This window comes from Brevibacillus sp. MER 51 (assembly GCF_023714195.1).
Lineage (GTDB): Bacteria > Bacillota > Bacilli > Brevibacillales > Brevibacillaceae > Brevibacillus.
In genome coordinates, this window is record NZ_JAMAUS010000010.1 from 18,090 (window position 1) to 39,947 (window position 21,858).

Sequence of the window (21,858 nt, forward strand, 5' to 3'; positions counted from 1 at the left end):
GGCTGCATTTCATTACATAAATTATATTTTAAAGCAGAGGCTCTCGCATCGAGCCTGTCAATTGAAAGGCAAGTCGCCCCATCTCTTTACAGGACTCTTAACGAAGCTATTTGGAACAGCCGGGTAATCTTGGCAGCAAACTTGATGGTGAAGGATATCGAGAAGATCTTTACGGATATCAACTAATAGAAGAGATAGACAAATAAAAAAGGCTGGAAGCATCCAGCCTTTTGGTTAGCAATTATGGTACGCCTGAAGGGAATCGAACCCCCGCACATGGTTCCGGAGACCATTGCTCTATCCACTGAGCTACAGGCGTATAGTGTTTTTTAATGACACTATTTCATTATATGACAGCGAACAGGCAAAATGCAAACTAAAAAACGTGGTTTTAGTGGATTTTTTCATGAATATGAACTCAGTCCATATCTAAAATAGGTAGCAGCATGAGAGAAGGGGCTTTTTTATATGGCCGTGTTCAAAAATGGTCTTTACTGATTATGGGGATCGTGATTCTCGCGTTGGTCATGACGGTAAGCGTACTGTATGGATTGCAAAACTTCCCTCCATCAATAGCCATTGAGGCCTACACTCAGTTCAATGGGAGCACGGAACATCTTATTATTAAAGATACGAGAGTGCCTCGGGCAATTACGGCTGCATTTGTTGGAGGAGGCTTGGCTGTAGGGGGAGTTCTTCTACAAGCACTCATCCGTAACCCGTTAGCTTCCCCATCTGTTTTGGGTATCAATTGGGGAGCGGCTTTGTACATAATCCGATGTTCTCTTTTCATGTGGAAAAACGGACGATGGGCATCTTGGTTCTTTCGGCTATTCTGCTGGTGACTGCTGTAATGATTAGTATCAATGTGGTGTGGGAGCCGCGGCAGGAGGAATCCTAAAGTGACCCTAACCACAAGGGTCACATTTTTGTGCTGGTGTATCATAATTTGGCAGGAAAATTGCATGAGAGAACGAATATAATGAAAATAAAGAGTCATCGAGCAGCATGAGCATGTGCGAAGGAGGCGAGCTTCATGAACATGGGATTGGGGTTATTTCAAGAACAAACACTGAAATTAGTGATGACGCCGGAATTACGCCAAGCGATTACCATATTGCAGTATTCAGCTATTGATCTCATCTCCTATTTGCAGGATCAGGCCAATGAAAATCCTGTTTTCGACCTTGAAGTGGCTGGAGAAGTCGCTTCTGCAAAAGCAGAGAAACCAGCTCCTGAGATTGACTGGAAAGAAATTGTGGGCAATCGCGCGACAGGTGAGTACGGTTCGTCGAAAAATGAAAGCACTTACAATCCGCTGGATTACGTCCAGCAAGGTGCGGAGACGCTGTACGAACATCTGGAGCGTCAACTCGGCTATGTAAAAGGATTCTCGTCGCTGCAAAAACAGATTGCTCTCTTTTTGATCGGGAATCTGGATGAGAAGGGGTATTTGGAAATAACATTGGAGGAAGCGAGTGCGCGCCTAGGCGCTGAAATGCTGGAGATTGAGGACGTGTTGTCCGTTTTGCAGCATTTTGATCCAGTAGGCGTAGCTTCACGCAGCCTGGAAGAATGTCTTTTGCTACAGCTTGAGCATTTGGCACTCGATGATGAAAAGATCGTGCAGGTCGTTCGTAATCATCTGCAAGATTTGGCGGACAATCGCTATCAGCGGATTGCAGACAAAATCGGATGTACACCTCAAGAGGTACAGGCGATGGCAGACCTGATACGTACGCTGAATCCGCGTCCAGGGGCGGCCTTTTCTTCAGTAGAGACAAGATATGTCATTCCAGATGTGACGGTAGAGAAGGTCGGGAATGATTATGTAGTATTGGTCAATGATGTCGCAGCACCGCGGCTGAAAATCAACAGCTTCTATGAAAAAATGCTGAGCCAGCAAAAAAGTCAGGATGAAGCTAAGCAGTTCATTCACGATAAGCTGAATGCCGCCATGTGGCTAGCAAAAAGTCTGGAGCAGCGCCGCCTGACGCTCATGCGTGTAACACAGGCCATTCTCGATATGCAACGGGAGTTTTTTGATCGGGGGATACATTATTTAAAGCCCATGACACAAAAGGAAATTGCAGAGCGGGTCGGCCTGCACGAATCGACGATCAGTCGGGCAACCAGCAATAAATACGTTCAGACACCGCGCGGAATCTTTGAGCTGAAGTATTTCTTTACGTCAGCACTCTCTACTTCCAGCGGGGAAGCGACCTCTTCTGAGAGTGTTAAGCGCAGAATCAAAGCACTGATCGAGCAAGAAGATCGGAAGTCTCCGTTATCAGATCAAAAGCTGGGTGAGATGCTGCTTACAGAGGGGATTGAAATCTCCCGCCGCACGGTTGCCAAGTACCGGGAGGAAATGCTGATCCCATCGTCGGCCAAACGAAAGAGGTTTTAATGAGAATGAATGAAAAAACGTTTGAAATTGTCTTGTATGGACGAAATAAATGTCATTTGTGCGACGAGGTGGAGCTCTACATCCGCAGTCTGGCGGAGGAGTTCCCCCTTCGTATGCGCGTAGTTGATATTGAAAGTGATCCGGTCTTGCATGAAGAAATGATGTTCGTCATACCAGTAGTCGAGATAGATGGAGAGATCGTATTTCGTTCTATTACACATGTAGTGACTCTCGAGGAACTGCGAAACGAATTACAGAGACGTGCCGCTCGGTCATGAGTGGCACTTTTTTATAGGGGCTTTTGGGGAACTTGCAAGATATGGTTAAATATGATACATTCAAGTTGTAGAAAGTGATCTTTTTTTTGCACCAAGCGGGACATAAAATGTATATACAGGGACATAAAGCGTCCCGATCAAACAACTTTTAACCAAGGAAGAAGGTAAAATGCGACGTTTACTGGAACTGCAACAAAAATTGTTGCCTGACTTGATTCAGGTTTTGCGTCAGCGGTACATGTTGCTCCGATCCATCTATCATTTGCAGCCGATTGGCAGAAGAGGTCTAGCTCAAGCCATGGATACCACTGAACGTATTTTGCGGGCAGAAGTGGAACTGCTGAAAGAAACGGGGCTCCTGCATGTAACGGCTGCGGGAATGAGCCTGAGTGAAGAAGGACAACAAGTCTTGGACGACATGGAACCTCTCGTCGGAGAGCTATTCGGCCTTACTGACTTGGCAGAGCGCCTGCAAAAAAAGCTGGGCATAGCAGAAGTCATTGTGGTGCAGGGCAATGCAGACCTATCGCCTTGGGTAAAGGAAGAGCTTGGACGGGTAGGGGCAAGGGTCCTCAAACAGGTCGTGCAAGAAGGAGACATTGTAGCGGTAACAGGTGGTTCATCGATCGCCAGTGTAGCAAGTCATTTGACGCCTTCTGCTTCGTTCAAAAACGTTCAGTTTGTCCCTGCTCGCGGTGGACTGGGAGAACGCGTAGAGCTGCAAGCGAATACGCTCGCTTCCGCCATGGCAGCGAAAACAGGTGCTTCTTATCGGCTTCTTCACGTACCGGATCGACTTCATCCAGAAGCCTTGCAGACATTGGTCAAAGAGCCGCAGGTACAAGATGTGCTATCGCTCTTGGGAGAGACTCGAATCGTTTTGCATGGAATCGGGGATGCCGTCACGATGGCGAAAAGGCGGAATTATTCGGAGGAAGAGCTCGCAGAATTAGTGGAGACGGGGGCTGTTTCAGAAGCATTCGGCTACTACTTTAATGAAGCGGGAGAAACGGTCCACAGAATGCCGACAATTGGTTTACAGCTAGAGGAAGTGCACAAGGCAGAAACTGTGCTCTCCATTGCGGGGGGCGAAAGCAAGGCAAAAGCGATTCTTTCCTTTGCCAAGCAATCGTGTCAGAATGTACTCATTACGGACGAAGGAGCAGCTTACACGCTGTTGTCCGCACGATTGTAACGGAAGGAAGTCGGTCGCATGTCTATCACATCGGTAACACCCATCTTGGCAATGATCGCTGGAATCATTTTGAGCCTATCGCTCGGTTTTCCGATCGCATGGGGGATTGTTTTTGCGATCTTGGTCACACTGGTTAGTGTAAAAAGATTGGGTTATCCGTGGAAGCAGCAGTTCGTGTTTGGCTGGGAAGGTGTCCAAAAGGCAAAGCCCGTCCTTACGATTCTGTTTTTAGTAGGACTCTTGATTCCGCTACTAATGATGGGAGGAACTATTCCCGCCATCATTTATTACGGATTATCGATTGTGAATGTCGAGTATTTGTTCGTTCTTTCTTTTCTGTTGACCGCAGGCGTCAGTTATTTATTGGGTACATCAATCGGTACGCTGAGTACGATTGGGCTATCCCTGATGGGGATTGCACACGCAGCGGGGATATCACCTGCGATCGTAGGAGGTGCGCTCATCTCTGGAGCGATGGTGGGGGAGCGCTTCTCGCCGATATCCAGCAGTCGATTACTGGTGCTTTCCAATGTCGGTTTGACAGAAGAGCAGGAAAGAAGATTACGGCATCCTGCTTTGCTTACGGTAGCGATTTGCGCGTTACTTTTCCTGATCCTTGATCTATTTCGACCTCAGGCGAACTCGACGGATACCATTCAAATGTACCAAGAGCTGTTGGTCAGTCATTTTTCTGTACATTGGCTGCTCATGCTGCCTCTCGTGGTGTTAATTGCTTCTTTTGCACTGAGAGTAAAAGCGGTGAAGGCATTGTTTTTCGGTATCGGAGCCAGTGCGATTCTAGTCGGGATCAATGGGAATTTGGATGTGAAGACGTTTTTTACATCGATGCTAGTTGGATTTGAGCTTCATTCAGGAACGCCGCTGGATCAACTGGTCCATGGGGGCGGGATGTTCGCCATCTTCAGTGTTCTGGCGTTAATCATTCTCGCAGGCTTTTTAAACGGCATTTTGAACAGAGCCAATTTATTAACCCCCATCGTAGACAAAATGATGGGCCATACAAAAAATAAGACGGTATTGGTAGCGAAAGCAGCGGCATTGTCGTTGTTGGTGGTTATCATCAGCTGTAATCAAACCATTCCGATTCTGGTTCTCGGTTCGACTCTTCTCGGACGGTTCTCCCAATGGGAGGGAGGGCGCGAGCTGTTGGGCAAGACAATGCTTGACTCCACAGTTGTCATGCCTGTACTGATTCCGTGGAACGGTCTATCGATGATGATGGCACTCACGTTAAGTGTTTCGACAATCCAGACGTTGCCCTTTGTGTTTTTTCCAATCTTATTACCGATTGTTACGATATTATCAACCCGCTGGTTTTCGCCAGAGGGCAGGTTTCTCGCAATGAAGAATAAAGCTAGCTAATGAGCAGGAGGTATACATTATGGTAAAAGTAGGTATTAACGGATTTGGTCGTATTGGTCGTAACGTATTTCGTGCAGCACTGAACAATCCGAATGTAGAAATCGTGGCGGTCAATGACCTGACAGATGCACACACACTGGCACACCTTTTGAAATATGACTCTGTTCATGGTGTTCTGAACGTGAGCGTTGAAGCTTCCGGAAACACGCTCATCGTTGACGGCAAAGAAATCAAGGTATTGGCAGAGCGCGATCCAGCTCAACTGAAGTGGGCAGATTACGGTGTTGAAATCGTAGTGGAATCGACTGGACGCTTTACAAAGCGCGAAGATGCAGCGAAGCACCTGGAAGGTGGCGCGAAAAAAGTCATCATCTCCGCTCCAGCAACAAATGAAGACATTACAGTCGTAATCGGCGTAAACGAAGACAAGTACGATCCGGCACAACACACAGTGATCTCCAACGCGTCCTGCACAACAAACTGCTTGGCGCCATTCGCAAAAGTTCTGAACGACAAATTCGGCATCGTACGCGGTTTGATGACAACCGTTCACTCTTACACCAACGACCAGCAAATTCTCGACCTGCCGCACAAAGATTTGCGCCGTGCCCGTGCAGCTGCGGAGAACATCATTCCAACCTCTACAGGAGCGGCAAAAGCGGTAGCACTCGTACTGCCTGAGCTGAAAGGCAAGCTGAACGGTTTCGCGATGCGCGTACCAACTCCAAACGTATCCGTAGTGGATCTGGTAGTTGAGTTGAAGGCAGACGCAACTGTTGAAGAAATCAACAACGCCCTGAAGGAAGCGGCAGAAGGCCCACTCAAAGGCATTCTCGGCTACTCCGAAGAGCCGCTCGTATCCTCTGATTACAATGGAAACCCTGCATCCTCCACAATCGATGCTTTGTCTACAATGGTACTCGAAGGAAACATGGTGAAAGTCGTTTCCTGGTACGATAACGAGTGGGGTTACTCCAATCGTGTCGTAGACTTGTGTCATTATGTTGCACAGCGCGGCTTCTAACACGTAAAATAGAACTGTTGTGGAAAAAAGGGAGAGCAATCTCCCTTTTCCCATATCTTTTTTCCGAATAAAAAGCCAATGATTTGGGAGGATCGTTCATGAACAAGAAATCTATCCGCGATGTTGAGCTGGCAGGCAAGCGCGTATTCTGCCGTGTTGACTTTAACGTGCCGATGCAGGACGGGGTAATCACCGACGATACACGCATTCGTGCTGCTGTACCAACCATCCGTTTCATGATGGAGGCAGGAGCCAAAGTAATCCTGGCGAGCCATTTTGGTCGTCCTAAAGGCCAAGTAGTGGAAGAGATGCGTCTTACTCCTGTCGCAGCCCATCTGTCCTCGCTCTTGGGCAAGAACGTGCGTAAGCTGGAGGATTGCCAAGGTGCTGACGTAGAAGCGGCAGTAGAACGGATGGAGTCTGGCGACGTCATTCTGTTGGAAAACGTACGCTTCCATGCGGGAGAAGAAAAGAACGATCCAGAACTGGCAAAAAGCTTTGCGGCTTTGGCTGATCTGTTTGTCAATGATGCATTCGGAACAGCTCACCGGGCACATGCTTCTACAGCGGGAATCGCTGAGTACATACCAGCAGTTGCGGGCTTGTTGATGGAAAAGGAAATTCGCTTTATGGGCGGAGCCTTGTCCAATCCGGAGCGTCCGTTTACAGCGATTGTCGGCGGTGCAAAAGTAAAAGATAAAATTGCTGTCATTGAAAATTTGTTGACCAAAGTCGATCACCTGATTATCGGCGGCGGTATGGCGAATACATTCCTCAAAGCACAAGGTTATGGCATTGGTGCTTCGCTGTGTGAAGACGACAAGCTGGACCTCGCACGTACATTGATGGATCAGGCAAAAGAGCGCGGCGTTCAATTGCTGATGCCAGTTGATGTTGTGGTAGCTGACCGTTTTGCGGCAGATGCGGAAAAGCAGGTCGTGGCAATCGATGCGATTCCAGAGGGCTGGATGGCACTCGATATCGGTCCAAAAACAGTGGAACAATACCACGGCGTCATTGTAGATTCGAAAACGGTTGTATGGAACGGTCCGATGGGCGTATTTGAAATGGATGCTTTTGCAGGCGGCACGATTGGTGTAGCCAAGGCGATGGCAGCATGCAGCGGAACGACGATCATCGGTGGCGGCGATTCCGTAGCAGCTGTGGAAAAAGCAGGCGTAGCTGAGCAGATGACACACATTTCTACAGGCGGCGGAGCGTCCCTGGAATTCATGGAAGGCAAGGAACTGCCAGGCGTAGCTGTGTTGGCAGATAACCAATAAGAGCGAAGAGGGGGAGTTTGCATGCGAACACCAATTATCGCGGGGAACTGGAAAATGTTCAAGACGATGGCCGAGGCAAGAGCGTTTGCGCAGGAAGCCAAGGCTGGCAATAATACTTCCGGAGTACAAAAAGTCATTTGCGCACCTTTTACAGCGTTGGCTGCACTTAAAGAAGAGCTGGCGGGCACGGATATTGCCATTGGCGCGCAAAACATGCATTTTGAAGAGCAAGGTGCTTTTACAGGCGAAATCAGCGCGTCCATGCTAAAAGAAATCGGCGTGGAGTACGTGATCCTTGGTCACTCTGAGCGCCGTCAATATTTCAACGAAACAGATGAGACGGTGAACAAAAAGGTTGTAGCCGCATTAGCAGCAGGTCTCGTACCGATTGTGTGCGTAGGCGAGAGTTTGGAGCAGCGGGAAGCGGGCGAGACAGCTGACGTAGTCCGTACGCAGACTGAAGGTGCTTTTGCCGGAGTGGATGCTGCACAAGTGGCGGATACGGTTATTGCATACGAGCCGATCTGGGCGATTGGCACAGGCAAGTCTTCCACGGCAGAGGATGCCAATGAAACGATTGCAATTATTCGTAGCGTAATCGGTGAACGCTTCGGACAAGCGACAGCTGAGAAAGTGCGCATTCAATACGGCGGAAGCGTTAAGCCGGAAAACATCGCAAGCTACATGGCACAGCCGGATATCGACGGAGCATTGGTTGGTGGAGCGAGTCTCGTAGCGGACAGTTACCTGCAGCTTGTGGCAGGAGCTACGTCGCGATAGGAGGAGAAAGCAATGACACAAAGACCAAAACCGGTTGCCCTATTGATTGTGGATGGTTTTGCTCTGCGGAACGAGACGTATGGTAACGCAGTAGCACAAGCCAGCAAGCCGAATTTTGACCGTTACTGGAACCAATACCCTCATGCGACCCTGGAGGCAAGTGGGCTGGCTGTTGGACTGCCAGAAGGACAGATGGGGAATTCCGAGGTTGGCCATCTCAATATCGGGGCAGGGCGTGTTGTTTATCAGGATTTGACGCGCATTACCAAGTCGATTCAAGAAGGCGCTTTTTTTGAGAACGAAACGCTGATCGCTGCTTTCCGGCACGCGAAGCAAAACGGCAAACAGCTCCACCTGTTCGGGCTTCTGTCCGATGGTGGTGTACACAGTCACATTGACCACCTGTTTGCAATGCTCGAGTTGGCGAAAAAGCAGGACTTTGCGGATGTGTTCATCCACGGTTTTCTCGATGGCCGCGATGTATCGCCTGACAGTGCAGTGGGTTATATCGAACAACTGCAAGCCAAAATTGCAGAGATCGGCGTTGGCCGAATTGCTACCGTACAAGGTCGCTACTATGCGATGGATCGTGACAAACGCTGGGAGCGCGTAGAGAAGGCGTATCGTGCCATGGTGTACGCAGATGCTCCTGCTTATCGTGATCCAATTCAGGCGGTTAAGGAATCCTATGAAAAGTCCATTATGGATGAATTCGTCATGCCAACCGTGATTCTCGATGAAGACGGAAAACCAGTGACGACCGTTCAAAGCGGCGATTCGATTATTTTTTATAATTTCCGCCCGGATCGTGCCATTCAAATGTCGCAGGCATTCACGAATGAAGATTTCCGTGGATTTGACCGCGGAGATAAGCGCCCGCGTGATCTGCATTTTGTGTGCCTGACGCATTTTTCCGAGACGGTTAATGGGTACGTCGCTTACAAGCCTTCCAATCTGGACAACACATTGGGAGAGGTGCTTTCCCAGCATGGCTTGAAGCAGCTGCGCATTGCCGAGACGGAGAAATACCCGCATGTGACGTTCTTCTTCAGTGGCGGGCGTGAAAAGGAGTTTCCAGGCGAGACGCGTATCCTGATTCCTTCGCCAAAAGTGGCGACGTACGACTTGCAGCCGGAGATGAGTGCTCCAGAGCTGACAGACGCTGTTGTCGCTGAGATCGAGGCAGACAATTTTGACGCGATCATCCTGAACTTTGCCAACTGCGACATGGTTGGTCATTCCGGTATGATGGAGCCAACGATCAAAGCAGTCGAGACAGTGGATGCATGCTTGGGCCGAGTCGTCGATGCAATCGTAGCAAAAGGTGGCGTAGCCGTCATCACAGCTGACCACGGAAACGCGGATCTGATGCTGGATGAAGCGGGACGTCCGATTACTTCACACAGTACGTATCCGGTGCCTGTAATCGTGACAAAAGACGGGGCTACTCTGCGCGAAAACGGTATTTTGGCCGACTTGTCGCCAACGCTTTTGGAGCTTTTGGGGGTAGCACAACCGGTTGAAATGACAGGCAAATCGTTACTTGCAAAATAGGCTTCACTGGGACACACTGTAAGGGTAGCTTGACGTTTAACTCGAAATAGATTGTAAGTGCATTTGAAAAAAGGAGATGGACGAGAAATGGCAATGATTACTGACATTTATGCACGCGAAATTATGGACTCCCGCGGTAATCCAACTGTGGAAGTAGAAGTATACCTCGAAGATGGCTCGATGGGTCGCGCAGATGTTCCATCTGGTGCGTCTACAGGTGCGTATGAAGCAGTGGAGCTTCGCGACGGTGACAAATCCCGTTACTTGGGTAAAGGTGTTCTGAAAGCCGTAGAAAACGTGAATGACATCATTGCTCCTGAACTGATCGGCATGGATGCCCTGGATCAAGTTGGCATTGATATGGCGATGATTCAGCTCGACGGCACGCCAAACAAAGGCAAGCTGGGCGCAAACGCGATTCTCGGCGTGTCTATGGCAGTGGCACGTGCGGCTGCAGAATCTCTCGGCGTTCCTCTCTACAACTACCTCGGCGGCTTCAACGCGAGAATGTTGCCAGTTCCTATGATGAACATCCTGAACGGTGGTAAGCACGCAGACAACACCGTAGACATTCAGGAATTCATGGTCATGCCAGTAGGTGCTACATCCTTCAAGGAAGCGCTGCGCACAGGTGCGGAAATTTTCCACTCCCTGAAAAAGGTACTGGGTGAAAAAGGTCTGAGCACAGCAGTAGGAGATGAGGGCGGTTTCGCTCCAAACCTGAAATCCAACGAAGAAGCGATCACAACCATTTTGGATGCGATCAAGGCAGCAGGCTATGAGCCAGGCAAAGACGTGTTCCTCGCGCTGGACGTAGCAGCTACAGAAATGTTCAAAGACGGCAAATACCACTTCGAAGGCGAAGGCGTTGTGAAAACAACAGAAGAAATGATCGCGTTCTACGAAGACCTCGTAAACAAATACCCGATCATCTCCATCGAAGACGGTCTGTCTGAAGACGACTGGGATGGCTGGAAAGCGCTGACTGACAAGTTGGGCAGCAAAGTTCAGCTGGTTGGTGACGATTTGTTCGTAACGAACACCGAGCGTCTGGCTCGCGGAATCGAGACCTCTACAGGTAACTCCATTTTGGTAAAAGTAAACCAAATCGGTACGCTGACAGAAACCTTCGAAGCAATCGAAATGGCGAAGCTGGCTGGCTATACTGCGGTGATTTCCCACCGTTCCGGTGAAACCGAAGACTCTACAATCTCTGATATCGCAGTGGCTACAAATGCAGGTCAAATCAAGACTGGTGCGCCTTCCCGCACGGACCGCGTAGCGAAGTACAACCAATTGCTGCGTATTGAAGACGAACTGGCTGATACAGCTCGTTTTGGCGGTCGTTCTGCATTCTACAACCTGAAGAAATAAGCTCGTATGATTGATAGATAAAAAGTGCACGCGGCAGTCCAGGACGCAAAAAAGTCCGGGACTGCCGCTGTTCTTTTTATAGGATTAAAGAAACATGCCACCGGACGCCTCGATTCGTTGCGCGTTTACCCAGCCCATTTCGTTGGTGCACAATGACGCGACAAGACCACCAATATCATCAGCTCTCCCAACACGGCCTAACGCTGTTTGCGAGCCAATAAAGTCATGTATATCCTGATTATCCCGTACTGCCCCTCCCTGAAAGTCCGTAGCAATCGCTCCCGGGGCGATCGTATTAACCCGGATACCCCGTTTTCCCCATTCCTTTGCCATATATCTCGTCAATACTTCGACGGCACCTTTCATGGCGGCGTATGCTCCATAGCCGTCAAGGGCAAACCGGGTCAATCCAGTCGAAATATTAATGATTCGTCCATCATCAGAAATACGGGGCAATAATTTCTGTGTTAAGAAAAATACGCCTTTGAGGTGCACGTTTACCAAACTGTCAAACTGTTCCTCAGTAGTATCCGAAAGTGGAGCGTTCACTCCAAAACCAGCGTTGTTAATCAGAACATCGAAATGCTCTGTACTCCATTTTTCTTTCAGTACATCGGCAAGGCGGGATGCGAACCTTTCAAAAGTGGATACGTCACCCGCATCAAGTTGGAGGGCGGCAGCTTTTTGACCATTCTCCTCAATTTCTTTGATTACCAATTCCGCTTCTTCCTTGCGAGAATGATACGTCAGGATGACATCAAATCCTTTTCGAGATAGCGCGATAGCTGAATTTCTCCCTAGCCCGCGACTACCACCCGTTACCAGCACGATCTTTTGAGTTTTTTTCATAGCGATTTATCCCCTTTATGTTTTGGTTGGACCACTTGAATGGTAGTAAACATGTGATCTATAGTGAGCATAAAGGTTAAAGTTTACTTTAAGTCAAGGGGGAGTGAAAAGTATGTTTTACACGATTAAGCAGGTGGCTGACCGATTCGGCCTACCCGCTCATACATTGCGTTACTATGACAAAGAAGGCCTGCTACCCTTTGTCTCAAGAGACAAAAACGGCAACCGTCTCTTTAGCGAATTGGATCTCAATTGGATAGCCTTAATCTGCTGCCTCAAAAATACCGGTATGCCCATTAAAGAAATTAAAGAATACAGTGATTGGTGTAAGCAAGGTAGTCAAAAGTTGGAGGAGAGAAAAGCACTCCTAATCGCTCATCGTGAACAAGTGGAAAAGCAAATCGAGGAATTCCAGAAAAACCTTGCACTCATCGATACGAAGATAGCAACCTACGAAGATCCCGAAATGGTTAAAAAAATGGACGAGCAAGCGACATTGGCTTTGCAGCAACCTTCCCGTTAGCTTCATGAAGGACGTTTTTGCTTACAAAAAAAAAAGACTGCCCATACCACTCGATGGACAGTCTTTTTTTGTTTGGAGCTTATGACATAGCGAATGCTTTTTGTTCGGTCTGCACAGTGCCCAGACGGCTTTTACTGTACGGGATGCACATAGGAGTTCCGTACAGGGGGTCTTGCGTAATTTGGCAATCCATATCGAAAACCGTACGGACAAGGTCGGTCGTCAGCACTTCGTTTGGAGACCCTTCTGCCACGACGGTCTGATTGTGAACGGCAACGATATGATGGGCATAGCGGCAAGCGAGATTCAAATCGTGGAGAACCATGACGATGGTGCGCTGTTCCGTTTGATTCAGTTCAAACAACAGGTCCAAAATCTCAATCTGATGCGACATATCCAAATAAGTCGTAGGCTCATCCAGCAAAATGGTTTCGGTTCCTTGGGCGAGCGTCATCGCAATCCAGGCGCGCTGACGTTGGCCGCCAGAGAGACTGTCGACGGCACGGTTAGCCATATCCGTGAGTTGAGTAGCTGCCAATGCTTTGTTGACCATCTGCTCGTCTTCTTCTGACCATTGCTGTAGCCAGTTTTGATAAGGATAGCGTCCTTGTTTGACCAATTGCAGAATCGTCAATCCTTCTGGTGCAGATGGGCCTTGAGGAAGGATGGCAAGACGCTTCGCTACCTCTTTGGTAGAGCGTTTCGCGATCGATTCTCCTTCAAGCAGGATGGCGCCTTCCTTTGGTTTGAGTAAACGTGCCAGAGAGCGTAGCAACGTCGATTTGCCGCTGCCATTACTTCCAATGAAAACGGTGATTTTTCCACGCGGGATGTTTAAGTCTAATGCTTCAATGATGTTGCGTTCTCCGTACGATAACGTAAGCTGTTGGGTTTCCAAAGCTTGCATATGGTCTGGACTCCTTTCAAACGCATAGGAAGTTTAAAAATATATTCAGGGTCGCATGTGGCTGGGGTGGGGAGAAGAATATTTCCAGTCTAGGTTCCAGGCTCCGTCCCACTGGAAGTGTGCACTGTCCGCTTCCGAAGGGATTCGCGGGGAAACGCAAAAGTGGTAGCCGCTTCGTCGTATGGGCACGGTTGCGTTTCTTTTGCCCGCGAATCCCTTCTCCGCTCGGTAGGACTCCACAAGTCGCTACGTCTGGAAATATTCTTCTCTGGCGTTACTGATGACGTTCTTCAATCTTTAAAAACATGGTTAACATGGAAAGCTTGTAGAGGAAACAGGAGAAATAAGCGAAGATCTTTGGGACGCCGACCGAGACGCAATGAAAAAAAGAGAAACGCGCTTTTAGCGTCCACCTCTGCGACACAACGCGAAATGGCAACTTTGGACGCGGGTTTCGCTTTTTTTCATGGAGTCGGGCAGTCCAACCCACAGCGGGTGGGACAAGAATCTGAGCGTTTTCTCCTGTTTCCTCCCCACCACTACAGCGGGACTAAGCTCTTTCCTAGCGATTTCGGTTTTTGTACAGCAAGTAGATGAAAAACGGAGCGCCGATGGCAGAGGTGAATACTCCTACAGGCACTTCGATTGGTGAAAAAGCCATGCGTGCAATCAAATCCGCAAGCAATACGATTATGGCACCCAAGAAAGCCGAGAGTGTCATGGCACCGCCAAAGGACGGACCAATCATTTGTTTGGCAATGTGTGGGGCCAGCAAAGCCACAAAGCTGATATCTCCTCCAACAGAGACGGCTGTTCCCGTCAATGCCGCGCAAATCATCAGTAGGAGGAAACGATCCAATTGCAAGGAACTGCCGAGACTCGTTGCCAGATCATCGCCGAGCTGTTGAATGTTCACGCGTCTAGCAAGGAAGCCGGCTACGAGAATCAGTCCGACGACCCACGGCAAAATCATGAATACGTCGTTCCAGTCAACGCCGTAGATGCTGCCAGTCAGCCAGAGTAATGCCTTATTTTGCAGCAAAAACGGACTGAACATGATCAGCATGGTGACGATGGCACCCGCTGCGATTTTGATTCCCACACCGATCATGACGAGACGTAGCGGCGTGACGCCTTTTTTCCAAGAGAGGGCGTACAACAGGAATGTCGTCAATGTTGCCCCCAAAAAAGCGATGGGAGGAAGCCACTTGATGCTCGCTGTTTCAAATAAGATCAAAAAGCCGACTGCAAAAACAGATGCTCCACCCGATACCCCAAGAATATCCGGGGAAGCCAACGGGTTGCGGACGAGCCCCTGCATGATGGCACCAGCGACGGCAAGTGCAGCACCTACCAGAATGGCAATGACGATGCGAGGCAGTCGAAATTGCTCCACAATCAAAGCATTCTCTTCTGAACCGATTCCCAACAAAACTTTTACCACATCGAGCGAGGCGATTTTCATTTCACCCATTCCGAGACTGACAACCGCTACTGCGATGACGACCATCAAGGAGAGAAGCGAAAACAAGATCGTCCTTTTATGTAGCTGAAACGATGAAAAGCGCTTGCCGATGCGAAGAGACAGGTAGTCTTTCATTATTTATCCAGCCCCTTGCGTGCGACATAGATGAAGAACGGAATCCCGATCAGGGCTGTCATTACTCCAATAGGAACCTCAGCAGGCATTGCAATATAGCGAGCGCCGATGTCTGCTAACAGCAGCAGGATGGACCCAAGCAGACCGCTGTACAAAAGTACCCAGCGTGTATCGATTCCGACGAGATAGCGGGCCAGATGCGGAGTGACCAAACCGACAAAACCAATAGGTCCAGCAACAGCAACTGCGCAACCGGATAAGAGAACAATGACGATTCCGACACTGAATTTGACCAATAATGTACGTTGTCCGAGACCTTTTGCAACGTCATCACCCATTAACAACGTTTGAATCGGGCGTGCGAGGACAAAAGCAGCGATCCAGGCGATAATCATATAAGGAAAGACAGTGGCTAAGTACTCCAGCTTTCTGCCTCCGACTGACCCTGCCAGCCAGAAAAGCACCTCGTCCGTAGCCTTTTCATTCAGGACCATCATGCCGTGTCGGATCGAAGAAGCCAAGGCGGTGATAGCTGCACCCGCTAGGACCAGCTTCACAGGCGAAAGTCCATCTCTGCCGAATGAACCGAGCATGTAGACGATCAAACCTGCTACAGCGGCCCCTAAAAAGGAAATCCATGTAAACTGGGTCAAGGAGCTGATCCCGACAAATGTAACGGCGAACACAACAAAAAGAGAAGCACCTGCATTAAGGCCGAACAGTTCAACATCTGCAACAGGGTTTCTCGTCAAGGATTGAAGCAGCGTTCCGGCCAAACCGAGGCAAAAACCGACCGTAAGCGCATTGAGCACACGCGGTACTCGCACTTCTTTAATGACGATGTGTTCATTGGAGCCGTTAAAATTCGTATAGGCATCAATCGCAGTTTGCCAGCTCGTGTCAATGACGCCAAAGATGAGGCTGGCATAACTGAGGTAAGTCAGAAGGAGAAGGGCGAATACCAGTCCCAGAATTTTACGAAAGTTGCTAGCTAAAAAAGTATTCATGATGGCTACATCCTTATTTCTTAGATGGTTTCATAGTTAAGTGTAGAGCTACATAAAGGAAGTGTCAATGACGTTGATAGTCATTATCATTTTGTGATTGACTTTTGACAAGCAGGGGAGTAGGATAGACTCTGTCATTGATATGAATTCTCATTATAGAAAAGGGAAAGGGGTCCTTTCATCATGTTTTCTCGTACATATCGGACCGTAGGCGGTAAAGCTTTTTTTGCTGTCTTAATGGCGCTCTTACTGGTTGTTACCGGTTGTGGTACTCCGCAAGCAAGCGAACAAAAGCCGGCAGAACAAAAGCCTGCTGACCAAGCAACAGGCAATTCCGAGGGTTCCGGCCAAAGCTACACAGTGAAACACGCGATGGGCGAAACAACCATTAAAGGTACGCCAGAACGCATCGTCATGTTGACTAACCAAGGTACTGAAACTCTGATGGCTCTCGGTGTGAAGCCGGTAGGGGCTGTAGGTGCAGCTAATGATCCAACACAATTCTACGATTTCACCAAGTCTTTCCTTGAGGGTACAAAATCCGTAGGTACAGAAGGACAACCTAACCTGGAAGCAATCGCGGCACTGAAACCTGACTTGATTCTGGGTATGAAATTCCGTCATGAAAAAATTTATCAACAATTGACTGCAATTGCTCCAACCGTATTCGTGGAAGAGCCACGCGGCGACTGGAAAGAAAACTTCTCTTTGTTCGCGGAAGCAGTAAACAAAAAGGCTGAGGGTGAAAAAATCCTCGCTGATTGGAACAAACGCGTAGAAGAGTTTAAAGCAAAAGCGGGCGACAAGCTGAACACAAAAGTATCTGTTGTACGTTTCATGCCTGGCAAAGTTCGCATCTACTACAAAAACACCTTCACTGGCGCGATTTTCAAAGACCTTGGCCTGGCACGTCCAGCTGCCCAAGACAAAGACGATTTCGCAGCAGAAGTAACCAAAGAGCGCATTCCGGAAATGGACGGCGACATCATGTTCTACTTTACGTACGAAACAGGCAAAGGCGAGGCTTCCAAGCTGGAGCAAGAGTGGACAAACGATTCACTCTGGAAAAACCTGAACGTCGTGAAAGCGGGCAAAGCATTCAAAGTGGATGACACCATCTGGAATACTTCCGGTGGCGTAATCGCAGCGAATAAAGTGTTGGATGAGCTGGAAGGCTACATCATCGGTAAATAATGAAAAAAGACGGGACTGATGCTCCCGTCTTTTTTGTGTGGTTATCCCGCCATGTTGTTGAATGTTCCTCGTGGGTAGTAAATGTTTACGTGATCGATGAAGATAGTGTTTGGGTCATCGGTCATGATGCCTGAGAAAATAAATTTCAATTCGTAATCAGGGGTTACCTTGTAGGTGTAGATGGTTTGGCCGCCCGTTGTGGTTTTGCTAGCTGGCTCCCCAAGTGTTTCACGCACCTCGGCAAGTGTAATTGCTTGCAGGCGTTGGTCATAGGAACGAATATCAACGATTTGCATTCCTTTGTTAAAGGCGAAGACTAGGTTGAGATCCCGGTACGTATTGTATGTGATGCCATTGACGAAGGAGACGACATCCGGTTTGCCCAACTGTTTTTCTGCGTCATCGAATACATCTTTTTCAACACGGTACTGACTGCCGAAGGTCTGGCCATTTTTGGCAAGGTCTCGCACGCTCTGCAAAATCTCGACATTGTTCGCGTACAGCATCAGATTTTTGTTTCCTTGGGGGTAATACAGTTGGTATTCAACCAGCGCCAAATCTAAATCTAGCTTTTCAGTTCCTTTAAAAATCAATTTCACCTGATAGCTGCTAGTAACATCGTACGTGTAAATAATCAGATTGCCAAACTCGCTGATCCGGGCTGGCTTTCCCCAGCTCTTTTCAACAGCAGACATGCTGACTTGCATCAAGCGGGAATCTCTATTGCGAATGTCTACGATCTGCATCCCTTTGTTGTAACCGAACACGACCTTATGCTTCCGATAGGCGGAGTAGATCAGACCATTTGCTTCATAGGTTTTTTCAGGCTTGCCCCATTCCTTTTCTACTTCCTCCAGCATTGTTTTCTCCAGTAAGAAGGGGAGAGAAAGTACTTTGCCTTTTTCAGCATCTGAGCGAATTTGTGACAAGAGCTCCTCTGAATGCGGAATAGGCTGTGTTGTCACGCTGTTGTTTGGACCTGGTCCCGGAGAAGCGGTAGGAGAGCCAGGAGCAATAGGCGAAACAGTGTCTGGCAATGTACTCTGTTGTTGGTTCGCAAGGAGTGAGGCACCCAGCCAGACGGTCACAGCAAGTACGCAGCAGAGGGCCAATCCCTTTCCAATCGTAGCGAAACCACGTAAGGAAGCTGTCCTTCCAGATTTGCTCACATTTGTTTGGCGAATTGCAGAAACGATCTCGTGCTTTTTTTCTCCGCTCATTTTCATATCCGGCATCCCTTTCAATTTCTCTAGTAAATCATGGTCTGAATTAGATCGCATCGCCAATCATCTCCTTTTTCTCACGCTCAAGTATTTCCCTGACGGCTTTCATGGCGCGGTGCAGTGTCACGTTTACTTTGTTTTCGGACCACCCCAGTATTTCAGCCGTCTCCTTGGAGGACAGCCCTTTGACTCCACGCAAAATGAGCACCTCGCGAAATGCGGGTTTTACTTCTCGGATTGCATGGTAAAGTGCTTGCTGCTCCTCATGTACGTGCAAAATTTCCTCCGGTGTTTTTTCTTCCGTCTCTACATTCGCCAGCCATTTATCTGGCAGCCAATTACGCAGACGTTGCTTTCGTTTATGATCGATGGCGGTATTTCTGGCAATCGTCAATAGCCATGTTTTCGGTTGCGATCTGCCTTCGAATGCATCCAGAGACCGAAGCGCTTTTAAAAAGACATCCTGAACGAGGTCTTCCACATCGCGGGTTCCTGTGTAGTAAATAAGAAATTTGTAAATATCATCGCCATAGCGCAGGAACCATTGCTCCATTAAACCGTTTTTGTCCATAGCTGAACCACCTTTTGTACGTTCTACATGTAATTTGACGACTCAGGGTGCATTTCATTACAAAAACAAAAAAACTGCCGGAAGCTGTGTCCGACAGTGCTTGTATTTAAGGGTGGAGCATGGAATCTCGTGTAAACCAGAGCTGATAGCTGAGCATGCTGATCAGAACTGCCGAAATGGCCGCTGAGGAGCTAAAGCTGAGCATAATGAGGATTTGGTAGCGAACGGCCTCGATGGGACTGGCACCCGCGACGATCATTCCGGTCATCATCCCTGGCAATTGGACGAGTCCGATTGTTTTCATCGTGTCAAAGGTGGGGATCATGCTCGCTTTGACGGCTCGCTTCAACACCACATGCACGGCTTGGCGTGTAGTCGCTCCCAGACAAAGCAGAGTTTCGATTTCCCCGCGAGAGGCTTCTACTTCTCTGTTCATATGCGTGAGAAAAAGGCTCATGACGATCATGGAGCTGCCAATAATCATGCCGCTCATCGGGATGAGGTACTGCGGCGTAGGAGAAACAAGCCCGAGTACAACCAACAGTCCCATAGTGATGACCTCTGTTATTGCAATTGATATAGAGATCCGCCAAAAGATCCCCGATAAATGCTTGGCTCTGCTGGCAGCGTTCCACGAAGCGACCAAGATCATCATGAGAATGATCAATAATATAAACCAGACACTATCAGCAGCAAAGACAAAATGTAGGACGTAGCCGATCCCGAGCAATTGAACGGTAGAGCGGATGGTGCCAATCAAAATGTCTTTTTCCAAGCCGAGCTTCTGCCAAACGGAGAGCAGGAGGGCAATGAAAACAAAGGCATAGGCAAAGAGTAGCCACATGTATGAATCCGTAAGCGTATGCGTCATCGCTGCACCTCACTGAGGGCAGCGTGGACATTCCCATCTTGCAAAAATTCACGAGCTTCCACGGATTGGGGCGAGTGGAAAAACGCTTCAGATTCAGCGTCTTCTGCGAGCTGGTGGTTCGCCATAAACCAAATGCGCTTGCAAGCGACTCGTGCTTCTTCTAAATCATGCGTGATCCAAATTAAGGTCGTGCCCGTTTGGTGGTGCAAATCGACGAGGAGCCGTTCAGCAGCCTGCTTGCTCTTCGTATCGAGTGAAGCGGTAACCTCATCCAGCAGCAGGACAGGTGGCTGAAGCAACAGGGTACGAACGAGAGCGAGCCGTTGTTTTTCACCGCCGGAGAGTTGAGCCGCTGGTTTTGACCAATCAATCTCTTCCATATATAACTGTTCCATCAAGGCTGAGGCGAGCTTCTTATCAAAAGGACGCTGATGTAGGGTACTTACTGTCCGCAGATTGTCTTCCACGCTGCCTGGCAGCATAACGGCCTGCTGAGCCACATAACTGATTTTCATTCGCCAAGCTTTCGCGTCCCACAGTGTCATTTCTTTATTCTCTAAGAAAACTGTACCGGAGTCAGGCGGTAGAAGACGACCCAAAATACGAAGCAAGGTGCTTTTTCCCTGCCCCGATTTCCCCAGAATGCCAATAATCGTAGGCTCCATAATGCTAGTGTTTACGTCACGGAACAACCATGTACGTGCAGGGGAGTGGATTTGTTTCCCCAAAGCTTCAATCTTGATGATCATATGAAAAGCCTCCCCATTAACGCGGAAAACACCGAAGAGGAAAAGTCTTCGGTGTTTCTTTCTTACAGGCTATCTATGTACTTATTTCTTCTCCGACAGCCACTGTGAAACCGCTTGAATTTCTGGTTGTTTCTTCAGCATTCCAGGGGGCATGCCGCCTTTACCTTCTTTGATGATTTTAGCAATGTCGTCAGCGCTAAGCGTCGCTCCAATTTTTGTCAGGTTTGGACCTGCAATGCCTTCGAGATTTTGACCATGACAGGAAGCGCAATTTTGTTTAAATACAGCAGCAGCGTCAATTTGTGCAGTTGGTGCGCCGCCACCATTTGCTTCTTCGCCATGTTTTGGTGGGAAAATGATTGATCCTACAAGTGCAATGAGAAAAACAAGAAACAAGATACCAAACGAAGTAAAAAAGGCCTTCGCGGAATCAATTACATCGTTTTGATTCATGTCTTTTTTGTTGGACCCAGCCATCTGACAAAGACCTCCCAAAGCAAATTATAAAGTTTCATGGTAATTTTACGGCAAAAGTTTGACAATATCAAGGCGACTACCCAACAAGACAAAGAAAGTACACAATTTGCCATTTTTTCGTAAAAACACGTTGCTCTTATTCTACCTTATAACGGTCAATATTATTTGAAAGAATTTCTCTTATAATGGAAGGGATAGCGGGTTGCTGTTACCAGACAAGTGTGATAAAGTTGTTGTATTGGTTTTTTCCGCCTTGGAAATACGTTTTGAGGTGAATGAAGATGGCATTGGCTGCGAAAATTTTACTTGTGATCGCAAGTATTGGCTTAATTATCGTCGTGTTGCTGCAATCGGGAAAAAGTGCCGGCCTTTCCGGAGCGATTGGTGGCGGCGCAGAGCAACTGATGGGCAAACAAAAAGCCCGCGGGATTGACGCACTTTTAGGGAAACTGACCGTTGTATTTGCGGTTGGCTTCATGATTTTTGCGATTTTGCTCGGGTATTTCTTGAAAACAGGAGCGTAATAGACGAACGGCCGAAAGACAGCGAGTGCAACTTGCTGTCTTTTTCTCTATTCCGATTGCGATATGCGGGAACGGTGAATAC

22 protein-coding genes and 1 tRNA gene are annotated in these 21,858 nt (G+C 48.3%); 13 read left to right on the forward strand and 10 right to left on the reverse strand.

All coding sequences use genetic code 11. The features are described from left to right. Positions 1-244: 244 nt before the first annotated feature. Positions 245-319 (reverse strand) — tRNA-Arg (locus tag M3630_RS20470). 127 nt (positions 320-446) lie between these two features. On the opposite strand from M3630_RS20470, the gene M3630_RS20475 reads away from it, so the two are divergent. From M3630_RS20475 to eno, 10 genes are all read left to right on the forward strand, one after another. Further along, positions 447-845: an iron chelate uptake ABC transporter family permease subunit gene (locus M3630_RS20475; RefSeq protein WP_251253310.1), complete on the forward strand. Its 399-nt coding sequence runs from the start codon at positions 447-449 to the stop codon at positions 843-845. Positions 846-1,036: 191 nt separating this feature from the next. Beyond that, positions 1,037-2,410, forward strand: a complete 1,374-nt coding sequence (rpoN, locus tag M3630_RS20480; protein WP_173611026.1) for an RNA polymerase factor sigma-54 — start codon at positions 1,037-1,039, stop codon at positions 2,408-2,410. Then, complete coding sequence (locus M3630_RS20485; RefSeq protein ID WP_173611027.1) at positions 2,410-2,688, forward strand: glutaredoxin family protein; 279 nt, start codon at positions 2,410-2,412, stop codon at positions 2,686-2,688. Before rpoN ends, M3630_RS20485 begins: the two co-directional genes overlap by 1 nt. A 169-nt stretch (positions 2,689-2,857) precedes the next feature. After that, positions 2,858-3,883, forward strand: coding sequence for a sugar-binding transcriptional regulator (locus M3630_RS20490; RefSeq protein WP_237899486.1), 1,026 nt, complete (start codon positions 2,858-2,860; stop codon positions 3,881-3,883). Positions 3,884-3,901: 18 nt separating this feature from the next. Continuing rightward, the gene (locus tag M3630_RS20495; protein ID WP_251253311.1) at positions 3,902-5,266 is read left to right on the forward strand and encodes a Na+/H+ antiporter NhaC family protein; all 1,365 of its coding nucleotides are present in this window, start codon (positions 3,902-3,904) and stop codon (positions 5,264-5,266) included. A 19-nt stretch (positions 5,267-5,285) separates the two neighbouring features. Then, entirely contained in the window at positions 5,286-6,290 is a 1,005-nt protein-coding gene (gene gap, locus M3630_RS20500) for a type I glyceraldehyde-3-phosphate dehydrogenase (protein WP_251253312.1), read from the forward strand. A 98-nt stretch (positions 6,291-6,388) separates the two neighbouring features. Further along, a complete protein-coding gene (locus M3630_RS20505) occupies positions 6,389-7,573 on the forward strand; it encodes a phosphoglycerate kinase (RefSeq protein WP_251253313.1) in 1,185 nt (394 codons plus the stop codon). A 21-nt stretch (positions 7,574-7,594) separates the two neighbouring features. Continuing rightward, entirely contained in the window at positions 7,595-8,353 is a 759-nt protein-coding gene (gene tpiA, locus M3630_RS20510) for a triose-phosphate isomerase (protein ID WP_173611031.1), read from the forward strand. Between the two features lie 12 nt (positions 8,354-8,365). After that, positions 8,366-9,907, forward strand: coding sequence for a 2,3-bisphosphoglycerate-independent phosphoglycerate mutase (gene gpmI / locus M3630_RS20515; RefSeq protein WP_251253314.1), 1,542 nt, complete (start codon positions 8,366-8,368; stop codon positions 9,905-9,907). Positions 9,908-9,994: 87 nt separating this feature from the next. Next, the gene (gene eno, locus M3630_RS20520; protein WP_237899483.1) at positions 9,995-11,281 is read left to right on the forward strand and encodes a phosphopyruvate hydratase; all 1,287 of its coding nucleotides are present in this window, start codon (positions 9,995-9,997) and stop codon (positions 11,279-11,281) included. Positions 11,282-11,365: 84 nt separating this feature from the next. On the opposite strand, the gene M3630_RS20525 is transcribed toward eno, so the two are convergent. Continuing rightward, positions 11,366-12,130, reverse strand: a complete 765-nt coding sequence (locus M3630_RS20525) for an SDR family NAD(P)-dependent oxidoreductase (protein ID WP_251253315.1) — start codon at positions 12,128-12,130, stop codon at positions 11,366-11,368. 112 nt (positions 12,131-12,242) lie between these two features. Here M3630_RS20525 and M3630_RS20530 point away from each other — a divergent pair, with 112 nt between their 5' ends. Next, positions 12,243-12,653 carry a MerR family transcriptional regulator gene (locus tag M3630_RS20530; RefSeq protein WP_173611034.1) on the forward strand — a complete coding sequence of 137 codons (411 nt, stop codon included), beginning with the start codon at positions 12,243-12,245 and terminating at the stop codon, positions 12,651-12,653. A 79-nt stretch (positions 12,654-12,732) separates the two neighbouring features. Here M3630_RS20530 and M3630_RS20535 read toward each other — a convergent pair whose 3' ends face one another. From M3630_RS20535 to M3630_RS20545, 3 genes are all read right to left on the reverse strand, one after another. Further along, positions 12,733-13,560, reverse strand: coding sequence for an ABC transporter ATP-binding protein (locus tag M3630_RS20535; RefSeq protein ID WP_173611035.1), 828 nt, complete (start codon positions 13,558-13,560; stop codon positions 12,733-12,735). A gap of 562 nt (positions 13,561-14,122) precedes the next feature. Beyond that, a complete protein-coding gene (locus tag M3630_RS20540; protein ID WP_251253316.1) occupies positions 14,123-15,160 on the reverse strand; it encodes a FecCD family ABC transporter permease in 1,038 nt (345 codons plus the stop codon). After that, positions 15,160-16,167, reverse strand: coding sequence for a FecCD family ABC transporter permease (locus tag M3630_RS20545; protein ID WP_251253317.1), 1,008 nt, complete (start codon positions 16,165-16,167; stop codon positions 15,160-15,162). The genes M3630_RS20540 and M3630_RS20545 overlap by 1 nt, the downstream gene beginning before the upstream one ends. Positions 16,168-16,350: 183 nt before the next feature. Between M3630_RS20545 and M3630_RS20550 the strand changes: the two genes are divergently transcribed. After that, on the forward strand, positions 16,351-17,361 hold the full coding sequence (locus M3630_RS20550) for an ABC transporter substrate-binding protein (RefSeq protein ID WP_251253318.1): 1,011 nt from the start codon (positions 16,351-16,353) through the stop codon (positions 17,359-17,361). Positions 17,362-17,402: 41 nt separating this feature from the next. On the opposite strand, the gene M3630_RS20555 is transcribed toward M3630_RS20550, so the two are convergent. The 5 genes from M3630_RS20555 to M3630_RS20575 form a co-directional block, all read right to left on the reverse strand. Further along, positions 17,403-18,641 (reverse strand): YjgB family protein, encoded by a 1,239-nt coding sequence (locus tag M3630_RS20555; RefSeq protein ID WP_251253319.1) that lies wholly within the window; start codon positions 18,639-18,641, stop codon positions 17,403-17,405. Beyond that, the gene (locus tag M3630_RS20560) at positions 18,631-19,155 is read right to left on the reverse strand and encodes an RNA polymerase sigma factor (RefSeq protein ID WP_221868257.1); all 525 of its coding nucleotides are present in this window, start codon (positions 19,153-19,155) and stop codon (positions 18,631-18,633) included. Before M3630_RS20560 ends, M3630_RS20555 begins: the two co-directional genes overlap by 11 nt. A gap of 106 nt (positions 19,156-19,261) precedes the next feature. Beyond that, positions 19,262-20,026 (reverse strand): ABC transporter permease, encoded by a 765-nt coding sequence (locus tag M3630_RS20565; RefSeq protein WP_251253320.1) that lies wholly within the window; start codon positions 20,024-20,026, stop codon positions 19,262-19,264. Beyond that, positions 20,023-20,775, reverse strand: coding sequence for an ABC transporter ATP-binding protein (locus M3630_RS20570; protein WP_251253321.1), 753 nt, complete (start codon positions 20,773-20,775; stop codon positions 20,023-20,025). The genes M3630_RS20565 and M3630_RS20570 overlap by 4 nt, the downstream gene beginning before the upstream one ends. Positions 20,776-20,856: 81 nt before the next feature. Then, positions 20,857-21,252: a YqzM family protein gene (locus M3630_RS20575; protein ID WP_047069673.1), complete on the reverse strand. Its 396-nt coding sequence runs from the start codon at positions 21,250-21,252 to the stop codon at positions 20,857-20,859. 281 nt (positions 21,253-21,533) lie between these two features. Between M3630_RS20575 and secG the strand changes: the two genes are divergently transcribed. Then, positions 21,534-21,776: a preprotein translocase subunit SecG gene (gene secG, locus M3630_RS20580; RefSeq protein ID WP_047069672.1), complete on the forward strand. Its 243-nt coding sequence runs from the start codon at positions 21,534-21,536 to the stop codon at positions 21,774-21,776. The last annotated feature ends 82 nt before the right edge of the window (positions 21,777-21,858 follow it).